Origin of the sequence: Pseudoalteromonas sp. BSi20652 (genome assembly GCF_000239855.1) — a bacterium.
Classification (GTDB): domain Bacteria; phylum Pseudomonadota; class Gammaproteobacteria; order Enterobacterales; family Alteromonadaceae; genus Pseudoalteromonas.
In genome coordinates this window covers 1-13,430 of record NZ_BADT01000206.1, presented here as the reverse complement: position 1 = coordinate 13,430, position 13,430 = coordinate 1, and the positions used below count along the sequence as shown (strand labels likewise).

The 13,430-nt window shown below is 39.2% G+C and carries 12 protein-coding genes and 1 pseudogene; 5 read left to right on the top strand and 8 right to left on the bottom strand.

What is annotated here, in order from left to right; genetic code table 11:
• Together P20652_RS19060 and P20652_RS02520 are read left to right on the top strand one after the other, a co-directional pair.
• Positions 1–1,040 (top strand): annotated as a pseudogene (locus P20652_RS19060) (DUF885 family protein); the annotation flags it as partial.
• 134 nt (positions 1,041–1,174) lie between these two features.
• On the top strand, positions 1,175–2,494 hold the full coding sequence (locus P20652_RS02520) for a DASH family cryptochrome (RefSeq protein WP_008171887.1): 1,320 nt from the start codon (positions 1,175–1,177) through the stop codon (positions 2,492–2,494).
• Between the two features lie 125 nt (positions 2,495–2,619).
• Here P20652_RS02520 and P20652_RS02525 read toward each other — a convergent pair whose 3' ends face one another.
• Entirely contained in the window at positions 2,620–3,702 is a 1,083-nt protein-coding gene (locus P20652_RS02525; protein ID WP_008171885.1) for a YeiH family protein, read from the bottom strand.
• Positions 3,703–3,823: 121 nt separating this feature from the next.
• On the opposite strand from P20652_RS02525, the gene P20652_RS02530 reads away from it, so the two are divergent.
• Positions 3,824–4,702 carry a LysR family transcriptional regulator gene (locus P20652_RS02530; RefSeq protein WP_033017996.1) on the top strand — a complete coding sequence of 293 codons (879 nt, stop codon included), beginning with the start codon at positions 3,824–3,826 and terminating at the stop codon, positions 4,700–4,702.
• A gap of 122 nt (positions 4,703–4,824) precedes the next feature.
• Here the strand turns inward: P20652_RS02530 and P20652_RS02535 are convergent, their stop codons facing one another.
• From P20652_RS02535 to P20652_RS02545, 3 genes are all read right to left on the bottom strand, one after another.
• Positions 4,825–5,262, bottom strand: coding sequence for a hypothetical protein (locus P20652_RS02535; RefSeq protein WP_139048243.1), 438 nt, complete (start codon positions 5,260–5,262; stop codon positions 4,825–4,827).
• A 461-nt stretch (positions 5,263–5,723) separates the two neighbouring features.
• Complete coding sequence (locus P20652_RS02540) at positions 5,724–6,182, bottom strand: thioredoxin family protein (RefSeq protein WP_008171879.1); 459 nt, start codon at positions 6,180–6,182, stop codon at positions 5,724–5,726.
• Positions 6,183–6,418: 236 nt separating this feature from the next.
• Positions 6,419–7,330, bottom strand: a complete 912-nt coding sequence (locus tag P20652_RS02545; protein ID WP_008171878.1) for a LysR family transcriptional regulator — start codon at positions 7,328–7,330, stop codon at positions 6,419–6,421.
• Between the two features lie 172 nt (positions 7,331–7,502).
• Between P20652_RS02545 and P20652_RS02550 the strand changes: the two genes are divergently transcribed.
• Together P20652_RS02550 and P20652_RS02555 are read left to right on the top strand one after the other, a co-directional pair.
• Entirely contained in the window at positions 7,503–8,180 is a 678-nt protein-coding gene (locus P20652_RS02550) for a glutathione S-transferase family protein (RefSeq protein ID WP_008171876.1), read from the top strand.
• A 372-nt stretch (positions 8,181–8,552) separates the two neighbouring features.
• Positions 8,553–9,680, top strand: a complete 1,128-nt coding sequence (locus P20652_RS02555; RefSeq protein ID WP_008171874.1) for a zinc-binding dehydrogenase — start codon at positions 8,553–8,555, stop codon at positions 9,678–9,680.
• 231 nt (positions 9,681–9,911) lie between these two features.
• Here the strand turns inward: P20652_RS02555 and P20652_RS19050 are convergent, their stop codons facing one another.
• From P20652_RS19050 to P20652_RS02570, 4 genes are all read right to left on the bottom strand, one after another.
• Positions 9,912–10,091, bottom strand: coding sequence for a hypothetical protein (locus P20652_RS19050; RefSeq protein WP_033017993.1), 180 nt, complete (start codon positions 10,089–10,091; stop codon positions 9,912–9,914).
• A 258-nt stretch (positions 10,092–10,349) separates the two neighbouring features.
• Complete coding sequence (locus tag P20652_RS02560; RefSeq protein ID WP_033017991.1) at positions 10,350–11,270, bottom strand: RDD family protein; 921 nt, start codon at positions 11,268–11,270, stop codon at positions 10,350–10,352.
• A 298-nt stretch (positions 11,271–11,568) separates the two neighbouring features.
• On the bottom strand, positions 11,569–12,036 hold the full coding sequence (locus tag P20652_RS02565; protein ID WP_008171872.1) for an OsmC family protein: 468 nt from the start codon (positions 12,034–12,036) through the stop codon (positions 11,569–11,571).
• A 239-nt stretch (positions 12,037–12,275) separates the two neighbouring features.
• Positions 12,276–13,406, bottom strand: coding sequence for a serine hydrolase (locus tag P20652_RS02570; RefSeq protein WP_008171871.1), 1,131 nt, complete (start codon positions 13,404–13,406; stop codon positions 12,276–12,278).
• Between the last annotated feature and the right edge of the window lie 24 nt (positions 13,407–13,430).

Below are 13,430 nucleotides of genomic sequence, written 5' to 3'. Positions count from 1 at the left end.
GTCCCGGCTTATCAGCTATTTTTACGTACTTTTTTGAAAACGATTACATGTCTAACTGTAGAGCGCAGCCGGGTATTGCAAGCGTTAAAGGCGGGCTTGAGTATTACAAATACACAGTTAATTACTACACCACAACAAACGCCACACCAAAGCAAATACACGAACTAGGCCTTAAAGAAGTCGCGCGTATAAAAACGCAAATGCAAAACATTATTGATGAAGTAGGTTTTGATGGCACATACAGTGATTTTCTAGAATTTTTAGCGACCGATGAGCAATTTTACGCAAAAGACGCGCAAGACCTGCTAGAAAAAACAGCCTTTATTACGCAAAAAATGTATGGAAAGTTACCCACCTACTTTAATCATTTACCGCGTAACACCTTTACAATAAAAGGCTCAGCGAGTCGCGGCGCGTTTTATATGCCACCTGCTGATAACCGCTCCCCTGGCACTTACTTTTTAGCCTCAACACCTAAACTACAGCCATTATATAATTTAGAAGCACTTAGCCTTCACGAGGCAATACCAGGGCACCATTTACAAAACGCCATTGCAATGGAGTTAGATGTACCCGAATTTAGACGCACACTTAGCCACTCAGCATTTGGCGAAGGTTGGGCACTATACACAGAGCGCTTAGGTAAAGAAGCCGGCTTTTATCAAAGCCCGTACAGCGACTTTGGTCGTTTAGGCTACGAAATGTGGCGTGCAGTGAGGCTTGTTGTTGATACCGGTATTCATGCCTTTGGTTGGAGCCGCCAAAAGGCAATTGACTACTTGGCAGATCACACTGCTTTGCCACAAAGTGCGGTGGAGGATCAAATAGATCGTTATATATCATGGCCAGGCCAAGCGCTTTCGTACAAAATGGGGGAGCTAAAAATACGCGAACTGCGCGCAAAAGCTGAAAAAGAACTAGGCGCACAATTTGATATACGCAGCTTTCACGACACCGTTATTGGCCAAGGCTCGCTCCCTATGGCAGTACTTGAAGACGTAATAAACGATTGGATTGCAGAGCAAAAATCAGTTATTTAAATTTTAATAGAGGCGGCTTACTCAGCCGCCTTTATTAGTTAAGTAAACCGTCGAGCTAATTAAAATACCTAACCATTAATCCCTACCCGCTTTTGCTTCGTAAACTTAATGATTACAAAAACCAGAGCAAACCTATGAGCAAACGCATTTTATATTGGCTACAAAACGATTTACGAATAGACGACAACCCTATTTTAAGCGAACTTGCTACTGAGCAGTGTGCGCTCGATATTGTATTTGTAATAAACCCACACTGGTTTAAAAATAATAACTACCAACAAAAGCCATATGGCGTGCATAAACAACAGTTTTTAATGCAAAGCTTGTATGCACTACAACAAGCGCTTATTGAACGTGGGCAAACACTGCACGTACTTGAGGGCGAACCGGTTAGTGTTTTAAAGCAGCGCATAGCTGAGCAACACATTGATGAAGTGGTGTGCAGTGAACTCGTTGGAACCTATGAGCAGCGACAACTCGCGCGACTAAAAGCACATTGCCCACATGTCATATTTAAAACAACTCAACAAGACACTCTATTTAAACAAAGCGACCTCCCTTTTGATTTAAACGAGCTACCTAAAAGCTTTACCCCATTTAGAAAAAAAGTAGAGGCGGTAAACATACCCATAACAATCTCAACCTTGCCCAAAGGTTTACTTCCTCAGCCTATAACATTATGTGCTGCAAACCCAATTGAGCTTAATGAGCATACTAATTATAACAACGCAATAATGCATGGCGGGTTTAAAAGTGCGCAAACACATTTAAAGCAATACTTTTCAGGCTTGCTACCAAGTACTTATAAAACAACTCGAAACGAGCTTGATGGTTTTAATAACACCACAAAATTTAGTACCTGGCTTGCTTTTGGCTGTGTAAGTGCGCGGCAAGTTTATAAAGCCGTTGAACAGTACGAACATAGTCAAATAACAAACGAGTCTACTTACTGGATTAAGTTTGAGCTGCTGTGGCGAGAGTATTTTAAATGGCATGCACTTAAAGCAGGCAACAGCCTGTTTAGCTTTAAAGGCCAAAAGCAAACAAAACCCCTTACGACATTTATGCCAAACCGATTTGCTGCCTGGTGTAATGGCTCAACACCTTATCCATTAGTCAATGCCATTATGAATGAGCTTAATGCGACCGGTTATATATCAAATAGAGCAAGGCAAGTTGCAGCAAGTTGTTTAGTGAACGAACTTGGTCTTGATTGGCGCTATGGTGCTGCTTATTTTGAACAACAACTGATTGATTACGATGTAGCCGCTAATTGGGGTAATTGGCAATATATAGCAGGTGTAGGCGTAGATCCGCGTGGTGGTAGGCACTTCAATATTGAAAAACAAACGTTACAGTTTGACCCGCACGCTGTTTACACTAATAAATGGCAAGGCAATAAAAATTCCAGTACGCAGCTGGATAATGTAAACGAAGTTGATTGGCCAATTTAAGCCGCCAATTTAGTTAACCTGAGTTCTGGATAATAAATCTATCTCAAGCAGCTATTTTTAGCTAAAGAGAAACAAGCTTAAATATCGTTATTATTTATAGCGTTTTTAAATCTCTTAACCAGAATTTAAAACAGCTCAGCAATGCCTATATTAATAACGTAACCGCCTAACGTTAAAAACAAAAATAAGCACAGCGCCAGTAACAGCGGTTTAATACCCGCTTGGCGAATTGCCCCTACATGTGTGCGTAAGCCCAAAGCTACCATCGCAATAGTGAGTAATATATTATCAAACCAAACAACTGCGCTTGTAGCCACTTGAGGAATAATAGAGAGTGAATGTATACCACTTGCCACAATAAATAACACCGCAAACCAAGGGATGCTAATACCTGATTTATTATCCTCATTACTTATAGTATTACCTGCCTTTGCTCTTTTTTTACTTTGCCAAAACGATAAAGCGACTAAAAATGGCGCAAGCATCATCACGCGTAGCATTTTTTCAATCACTGCCGTGTCAGCAGCATTGGCGCTTACAGCTGTGCCCGCTGCAACCACTTGGGCTACTTCATGAATGGTTGAGCCTACAAAAATACCATATGCGTGTTCACTTAGCCCCATGTACTCAAACATAATTGGGTAGGCAAACATACTTAACGTGCCAAACACCACCACCGTTGCCACCGCTACCGATACTTTATGCGCCTGCGCTTTTATAACCGGCTCGGTTGCCATAACCGCTGCTGCACCACAAATAGAGCTACCCGCGCCAATTAATATGGTTGTTTGTTCATCAAGCTTAAATACGCGCTTACCAAGCTGTATTGCTAATATAAACGTACCGCTGAGCATAACAATGTCGGTTAGTAAGCCATGCCAGCCAACGCCTGCTACTTGCGCAAAGGTAATTCTAAAACCAAATAAAATAATACCCGTTTTGAGTAAAATACTTTTAGCGTAATCAACACCTACATCGGTTTGCGTAGCAATGCGCGAAAACACACTGTTACCCACAATAATGCCAAGCACAATACCAATAGTTAAAGAACTAAACTGGGCACTTTGTATTACCGGCAACTTACTCAGGGCAACAGCAACACCCGCCAAAACAACCACCAGCAGCATACCCAACCACCAGCGCGTATCGCCGTATTGCTTAGTATTAATACTAAAAAGCTGTGGCATATCTTTAATTGCACTAAGCATAGTCATCCCTTAATAAAGTCATCGTAATTAATTGACTTCATTTTAAGAAAGCGCAAAATATAACTCCAATACATTAAAATCATGATTTGATAACTTAAGGTTATGCAATTTGAGAGGCGCAATGAACTTGCATGCACTTCGGGTGTTTTATACGGTAGCAAAGCTTGGTAGTTTTTCAGGCGCAGCTGAGGCGCTTTTTATAAGCCAGCCGGCTGTATCTAAAGCGCTAAAAGAGCTTGAGCATCAATTAAATATTCAACTTATAGAGCGTGCATCTAAAGGCAAAAAACTTACCTTAAGCGAGGGCGGCCAAGCCTTGTATGATCATGCACGTAGCATTTTTGCCATTGAAAAGGCAGCCATTGAAGATATTAAATCGCGTACAGGCCTTAAGCGTGGCACGCTCGTTATAGGCACTAGTACAACCATTGCCAGCTATTGGTTACCAGCTTATTTAGCTAAGTTTTGCGCGCAGCACCCACATATAAAAGTAGAAGTACAAGTTGCCAATACCGCGCAAATTGAGCTCGCCCTACTAGAATGCACTATAGATTTAGCACTGGTTGAAGGTACACCTACCGAGCCGCATATTATAAGTAAGCACTGGCAAAACGATTTAATGAGTATCGTTATACCCAGTAACTTTAAGCCCACGAAAGACTTAAAAGCATGGTTAAACAAACAGTTTTGGCTACTGCGCGAGCCGGGCTCGGGCACTTTAGAAATGTCGGTAAAGTTATTAGCCCAACATGGCGTAATAGAAGAGCGCAGTATGCAATTGGGCAGCAACGAGGCCATAGCAAGAGCCGTCGCTCAAGGTATGGGGGTCGCTTTATTGCCTAATGTAGTCACAGAGGATTTAGTGCAGCTAGGTAAATTAACACGCTTGAGCCAAAAAAATAACGAGCAACTCTCTCGGCCACTGTATCAACTACATTATAAAGACAGGCCGTCTTCACATGCTGCGCAAGCATTCGAAAAAAGCCTGTTTAGTGAATAATGCTCACAATCTGTAAGTAGTGAGGCACCAGTAGCAAATGTAGATAAAGTTTAATATATGAAGTCAAAATTTAAGCCTTTAGTCTTTCTAATGCCTATTAGCTAAGTTAAAACTCACTTGTGTTACGTGATACACCTTTCATACTTCACTATTAAATTAAAATAATTTTTAAACATGTGTTCAGAACTGGTATCCCTTAAATCCACATCAAAATAGTAGCCGCCTTCTAAAACTTTCACACTCTCTAAATCATTGCAAATGCGCTCAAGAATCAAATTTTTATATTTTGGAGTTATATTTTTGATTTCATCCAGAGTGAGCCCTTCGGCATCAAAATTCAAAACAACTCTTAAACTGGTACCTGAATAACCATGCCTTACAAAACTAATTCGGCTATCAATAGATGAAAAAAAGGCGCTGAAGTGATTTTTATCTTCCTCGTATTTCCATTGAGAAGCATCTCCCAAAATCAAGACAAAAATAGCACCAAAAACAGCTGCAGCTACATACAATTTGTTGGCATTTATCATAAACCACAATTGAGCTTTTTCAGTTCGCATTAATTTCATAGGTCACATAACTTTAAGTAAAAGACTAAATCAGTCGGATAAAATAAAAGACTAATAATCAAAACCAAAGTCTTGCTCATTCACATGTGTGGGTAATATAACCAGGGTTAAGAAAAATACCTTGATGCTACACCAATGCCGATAAGTAAAATAATTAATAAAACCAAATATCTTTTTGAACCATCTAAATTTTCACCGCACACCGGGCAAGATGATGACGCGATTGGAGTCCCGTTAATATTTGTCGTTTTAACTATTGGGGAGGTAATTCCTGATTTACACTTTTTGCACTTCATAAATATCCATATTAATTATAAATAAAATCGCGGGTTGATGCTCACATAACGCTTACCTAATTGACGTTAAATGACAGGCTATAATTAGCAACAAATCAAAGAAAGCCAAGCTTTATACATCCTTTTAATTGAATTGCCATAACATAAGAATAGACCTTACAAACCCTGAGTTAAGTCTTGCGCTAACGTACCCGTTGGCTTCTCAATTACACGTACTAACTCTTTACCATTTTGTTTAACAATAAACGTAGGTGTGTATTGTAAGTCGTGAGCCTTTGCAATGCCTGCATCGTCTTGCTTGTTGTAACCTACGGCCACATATTCAATGCTTGCAAGTTGTACTTTCGACGCATCAAGTAACTTAATGAGTTTTGGCACTTCGCGCTCACTGTCGTGGCACCACGTTCCAAATAATACAATAAGCTCTTTGCCTTCTAGCTTTTGCATTAACGCAATGTCTTGTGCTGTTGGCGTAAACGCTTTGTATTGCTCGTTAAACTTATCGTAGTCGCTTAGCAGTACATCAGTGGTAATTCCGCCTGAAAACGGTACATCAGCAGCACAGCTTATTAGCGGCATGCTTAACGCACATAGTAAAATTAATTGTTTAAACATAAGGTTGCTCTTAAATTAGTTATTGAATGAGGCGTTTAATGACTATACCCAAAATTGAGCGTGGAGTGAACAACTCTAGGGCGCTACTTTTTATCCATAAAAAGTTACCTTGCGATAAGTTGATTAAATATTTTTGCCTTATGTCTTTATTTTTAGCAAGCTTATCTAAGCCACTAATTATGAGAATGACGGCTTGATTTTTAAACTCGTCTTATTTTCATTGCTCTAAACATGCACTAGTTATCATTCGTCTCTTTTATTCTTTGTACTAAAAAGTCGACTGCCGCTTTTACCTTTGGTACTAAATAGCGCTGCTTTTGATACAACAAATAAACCGCCATAGTCGCATTTTGGCTTATCGCTAATTCATGCTCAAACTTAAGTTCTTGCAACTGGCCAGACTCAAGGTATGAGTCGAGCGCCCATCGAGTTGACATTAAAATGCCCTCACCATTACATGCTTTTTTAGCCAGCCACGATCCGTTATTTGAAATAGCGACCGCAGGCCCAGAAACGTCGTGCCATTGCTCATCTACTTTACATAACCAAGGCGTTGGCCCCGCTGGCGTTTTAAAATAAAGGCCACTGTGGCCCTTTAATTCCATAACATTAGTGGGCACACCGTATTTTTGTAAATAGCAGGGTGACGCGACAGGAATAAAGCCGTTATCCATTAGTTTTATTGCTAGCACGCGCTCATTTGGCGCATAACCACCACGAATAGCAATATCAACATCGTCACGCCCGAGTGTCGACAGCTCATCACTTAAGCTAACATCTAATATAATTTCGGGGTATAGCGCGCTAAATTCATCAAGCAATGGCAGTAATATTTTGTCACCAAAACTCACCATTGAGCTTATACATAATCGCCCCATGGGTGTTGTTTGATAACTGCGTACAGTTTCGTGGCTTTGCTCTAGCTGATTTAATATTTGCTGAACATCGTTATAGTAAATTTGCCCAACTTCGGTCAATTTAACTATGCGGGTCGAGCGCTTTAAAAGCGTCGCACCTAGGCTTTTTTCTAAATCAGCAACTCGCCGTGACAACGACGAAGGCGGCACATCAAATGCTTTTGCGGCTTTGGTAAAACTGCCCGTTTCAACCACCTTAATAAAATACCGTATGGCTTTTAGTTGATCCAAGTCGCCTCTCCATTAAATAAAATGCTTTATTGTCTTAAAGACAAAAGTGATTCGCATTTTCCCCTATATATAAGCAAATTAAAACAAGTAATAATGTACTCAACCCAAAGACAGGGACTTAAATTGCATTTTGGCAATAAGTATCTTCACGTTAATAATGGAAAGCTGACTTATGATTACTTTGCACGGTTTTGCTGCTAGCAACTATTACAACCTAGTTAAACATGTACTTTTACACAAACAACTGCCATTTAAAGAACACCTTGTTTACGGCGGTAGTGAAGAGTTATTAGCAATCAGCCCTGCAGGTAAAGTGCCTGCAATCACAACAGCTAATGGCCTTAATATTTCAGAGTCGAGTGTTATTTGCGACTTTATAGAAGAGTCGTACCCACAAACCCCGCTATACCCTGAAGATGCAGGTGAGCGCGCAGTTGTACGTCAAATTATGAAAATGGCAGAGCTTTATTTTGAACTGCCAAGCAGACGGTTCATCCCTTATGTATTTTCAGGCGCTGAAGTAACCGACACAACTAAAGCCGAAGTACGCCAAGTATTAACGCGTGGCGTAACCGCTTTGAGTAGCGTGTGTAAGTTTTCACCTTGGATTGCAGGCGAGCAATTTACAATGGCAGACATTTACGTTTATTACGTAAACACCATAGTTAGCGCCTTTGGCTCAAGCCAGCTTGATTGGGATGTACTTGCACAAGTACCCGGCATGAAAGAGTGGAACGAATCAATGAGCCAATTAGCCATTGCCCAAAGCATAGAGGCCGATCGGCAATCAAATATGGCTGAATTTATGCAAAAAGTGAAAGCGCAAATTCAAGTGGTAAACGCTAAATAACGCGTAGCTATAAAAGTATCTATTCTAAATTTTAATTACTAGGGCGTGTTGATCTTTGGTGGGTTAATTTGCAGCAGTATGTTTGGTTTTTAGGCAAGGCAGAGCCTATGATGTGTGGTTATTCCCCATAAATAGGCGATAACGCAGCATAAATGCCAAACATGCGCTGCCCGTTGGGTTCTTTCTAGGAACGATAAACTCTTTGTTACTAGGTTTTTACTTAGCCCACTTGGTTACAAACCTCGCGCCGCGATTTAATCTTCCTTGGATTGAACAAATTTCAATCCGCAAAGGTCAACACGCCCTAATACAGTATCGCCAATACAATAATGTTATTGGCTTAACAAACTTAATTCTTTGCACGGGACACCTATGACAGATAAAAATATCCAACTTACTTCAACTATCAGCGAAGACAATAAACTAACACTTGCCTTAAAAAACATCGATATGCCAAAGCCAAATGCCGATGAAGTGGTTATTCGCATTGAGGCTGCACCATTAAACCCATCAGACTTAGGCGTTTTATTCAGCGCAGCTGATATGTCTACTGCAAAGCAATCAGGTACTGATGAAGACCCAGTAATTACTGCCGATGTTCCAGCTCAATTTATGGCATCACTTAAAACCCGTGTTGGAAAAGCAACACCCGTAGGTAATGAAGGTGCAGGCACCGTAGTAGCAGCAGGAGCATCACCAGCCGCACAAGCATTAATGGGTAAAACCGTTGCAGTAATTGGCGGCGGTACGTATCGTCAATTTATATGTGCCAATGTACAAAGTTGCCTAGAGCTAAAAGAAGGGACTACCGCTAAAGAAGGTGCATCATCTTTTGTTAACCCACTTACCGCACTTGCAATGGTAGAAACCATGCGCGCTGAAGGCCATAAAGCCATTATTCATGCTGCTGCAGCTTCTAACCTTGGCCAAATGCTAAACCGTATTTGTATTGCCGATGGCGTTGATTTAATTAATATTGTTCGCAAACCAGAACAAGAAAAATTACTGCGCGATATGGGTGCAAAATATATTGTTAACTCAAGCAGCGACACTTTTCTTGCTGACCTAACAGCTGCAATAATCGAAACCGGTGCAACTATAGCGTTTGACCCCATTGGTGGCGGCCAGCTAACAAGTGACATTCTTAACTGTATGGAAGTTGCAGCTGCGCGTGATATGAAAGAGCACACAATTTATGGCTCTGATACATTTAAACAAGTGTACATTTATGGCGCACTAGACCGCGGCCCTATTACATTAAACCGTAACTTTGGCTTTGCTTGGGCTGTAAACGGGTTCTTGTTATTTAATGCTTTAGGTAAATTAGGCACAGATACAGTAATGAAAATGCACAAACGCGTTGCTGATGAAATCACCACTACATTTGCGAGCAACTACACGCACGAAGTGTCATTAGCTGAGGTATTACATTTACAGTCAATCGCAACTTATTCTAAACAAGCTACCGGCGAAAAGTACTTAATTAAACCTCAAGCTTAATTAAATATTCTTCGTTAAAAATTAAAAAGCAGGTGCTAATTAGGTACCTGCTTTTTTACGTTTAGCACAGGGGCTATTTATATTGAGCTTTTATAAACAATACAAACTCTGTGAAGGTGACCTATCAGACTGATAATCATCCCACAAAAGCGTGGTATTAAGAAGATCATGTTAATAACTTGAATGTCTTAGTTTGGCTTTTACTAAGTTCAGTTTTACAAGGAGTGGAAGTCATTTAGGCGCCTTTGATATTACTTTTCGCTGTAATGCATTTATTAAAGGTACACACGCTAAAGCAAGTATAAGTGCAATAAAAAAGCCAACCATAGTGTTGCCAAACCAGATCCTAAAAACATTACTTAATAAAGCTAAAATAAGAGCAGATATAAGCCATGGATTTACGTTTTTCATTTTTAATTCCTTTTATATTTTCAACAACTATTTTTATCTAACTAGACTTCCCGTACTTTGCTAAACACTCAAACACATTAAACATTTAGAAATATAGTTAATTTGATCAGTTTACCCTTACAAACTTCGCTAATGTGCCATCCACGGACGGTGGTAACGCTGTTTTAAGCCGCGAGTAATAGCTTGCTAAAATGAGAAACGAAGTGGAACCAAGCAAGCTGTTACGAGTCCGACTTGAAAGCCCTTGTTAGATTACGATTACTCCGAACCCTTTAATTCTTGCGGGTTAAACTGGTGATTGTAACTATTCCACTTTGATGCAATACCAATATCATATCCGTATGTGAGAGTTACTTGAATCAAGTCTTTATTTAGTGACTCTGGATAAGTTTTAATTATTGTCTGAGCTAATTGTTTTGCGGTATCGGAATCATCTACATTATTTTTATAGAGAAAAGCCTGAGTATTCACATATGTAGTTGTTTTGCTGCCTGAATCAGACGAGGTGAAAGTAGTTGACCCCTCTGTAACTCCTGCATATTTCACTGAATCGTTGCTGTTTATTGCTTTCTGAGTTGCTATCAGACCTTTGAAAGGCTCTGATTGAGTTAAGTCTGAAGTAAATACAGGTATAAGGGTTGCTGTAATGAATAAACCTGCAACTACAGCTAAGTGAGGTTTCCACACTGAAGGTAACTCTCCAGAACTAACCTCTGCATTTACAACATAAGTTCCTACCGCAAGATCATGTAATGACTGCCGAGTTACACGGTTAAAAATATATAAGTAAGAAATTGAAAGTAAGCCACCAAATATAATAAATGATAACGGGTACATTAAGTATGAAAGCAATGCTTCGTTAGTTATTTGTGCTCCATTCAGTGAAAATGGAACAGCGAGGAAGCTATACCTTAAAAAGGACTTAGGTAGGCTAATAGTTGAATTGGTTGAATCTACAACTTTGATGTTTAGTATTTTTTTACCAATTGTTTGACAATTTGATAAGGAGCTGTTCATAACTCCAAAATATGTAATTGATACAGCAAAACCAATTAACCTTCCCCAGCCACCAAGCTGAACGAAGGTATCTTCAAGGAATAAGCCTACAACATATCCCAAGACACCTAAAACCAGAGTGTCAATAATCAAAGCTCCGATTCTTCTCCAAAACCCACAAATCCATTTTTTTGTACTTCTCCCAAAATTTAATCCTTACTACAATGTTTAAAAGTAATCTAACGAGACTGTAGAATAACTCCAACAGCCAAATTCAATTAAAAAACGAGTTCCGGTAATTAAGTCTAAGCGTTTTTAAAGCATTAGGTAATGCATTTGGAACCTGTAAAACAAGCTGTTTTTCTTAAAAAAGAGTAATTCTACAGCCTCAACGCCCTGTTAACAGGCAATAAAATAGTTGGTTAAAATAAGCGACGAAGGAGCAAAAACCAACTGTTTTTTGTCCTTGTTTAACAGCTTGTTAGGCTACGATTTCCGTAACAATTTCAGCTTTTACTGAGTTAGCAATAAAACATTGATCATGCGATTGATGGTGCATTTTTTCAAGTTGCTCCATCGTTGGTTTTTTATCACCCGAAAACTGAACATGTGGTCTAAGTGTAACTTTAGTCATTGAAATTTTACCATCGCAATCTTTCTCCATAATACCTACAGCATCGTCTACATATGAATCTACAACATATCTTCTTTTTGCTGCAATTGATAAGAAGAACAACATGTGGCAACTAGAAAGAGACGCAACAAATGCTTCTTCTGGATCTACATTTGCTTCAACGGAATAAGGTAAAGGAACTACGTGAGGTGAAGAAGAGGCTTGAACGGTTACACCACCATCAAAAATCCATTCATGTCCTCGGCTATATTTGTTATCAACATAACTTTCATTGCTATCTCTAACCCAATTGATTTTGGCAAAATACTCTGACATTTGAACTCCGTGTATGAAAGTAGCCTAACGAGCCTGTAGATTAACTCCAACAGCCAAATTCAATTAAAAACGAGTTCCGGTAATTAAGTCTAAGCGTTTTTAAAGCATTAGGTAATGCATTTGGAACCTGTAAAACAAGCTGTTTTTCTTAAAAAAGAGTAATTCTACAGCCTCAACGCCCCAATAATGGGCAAATATCAGTTGGTTAAAATAAGCGACGCAGGAGCAAAAACCAACTGTTATTTGTCCTGCTTTAATGACTTGTTAGCCACTTTTGATATAGCAATTACGTTAAGTTTTTTTATTAGTTCCTCGGGATAATTGTCAATATCATTTGTAGCTACAAACACTAGCAAATCCTCGTTTGGATAGTACTTAAAATCAGCAAAAGAGTAACCATTGGAGCCATTATGGGTTATTAATCGACTTCCTTTTTCACCAGTAGTAATAGCCCAACCATAACCATAACTTGAGCTTTCTCCTTCTTTTACGTAAGGCGTAAACAGTATTTTCCATGATTCCTCACTCAAAAGCTTGCCGGAGCGTAAAGCCAGATACCAATTGTGCATATCTGAAACTGTAGACATAAAACCACCAGCCCCCTCCATCCAACGTTCACCTGGGGTATCGTATAAGTGTTTTAACGAATGACCTACACTGCGACTTTTAGCTTCAATAGAAAATAGACGTTGAAATGCATTTTGATCAGCGCCATAATTTATAGACAATACTTCAGATTTAAAATTAGGAATACGGTAGCCTGTACTAGTCATTCGTGAAGGCTGTAGCAATGTTTCGCTGATGTGCTGCTCCCAATTTTTATTTGTGACACTTTCTACTACTCTTGCCAATAAACTATAACCAATATTTGAATATTGATATTTTTCACCAGGCATCGATAGCAGCCTTTCCTTGAATGCCAGAGAAGGGAGTTTTTTGTAGTCAACAACATCGTAAAGTTGATGATTCGAAAGATTTGCCGGAAAGCCTGCAGTATGTGTCAAAAGGTGGTGTAACTTTATCTTTTTCTTATCTTCAGGTACGTCTTGAAAGTATTTTGTTAGTTCATCTTCAACAGATAGTCGACCTTGCTCAGAGAGTATCATTATTGACGTAGCCAAAAATTGTTTGGTTATTGATCCAATATCAAAAATTGTATTTTCACTAAATCTAATTTTCTTTTCTCTGTTGGAATAGCCAAAAGATTTTGAGTGCAAAATCTGCTGACCATGAGCAACAAAAATATTCCCAGAAAATGACTTTTCAATTAATGCATTATCAACATTTTCAAAAAAAGTATATTCATTTGCTATAGCATTAGAAAATTTGAAAAAAAATAACAACGTAAGAAATGATAATACTTTTCGCATTTAGTTGGTGCTCCTTATGGTGGC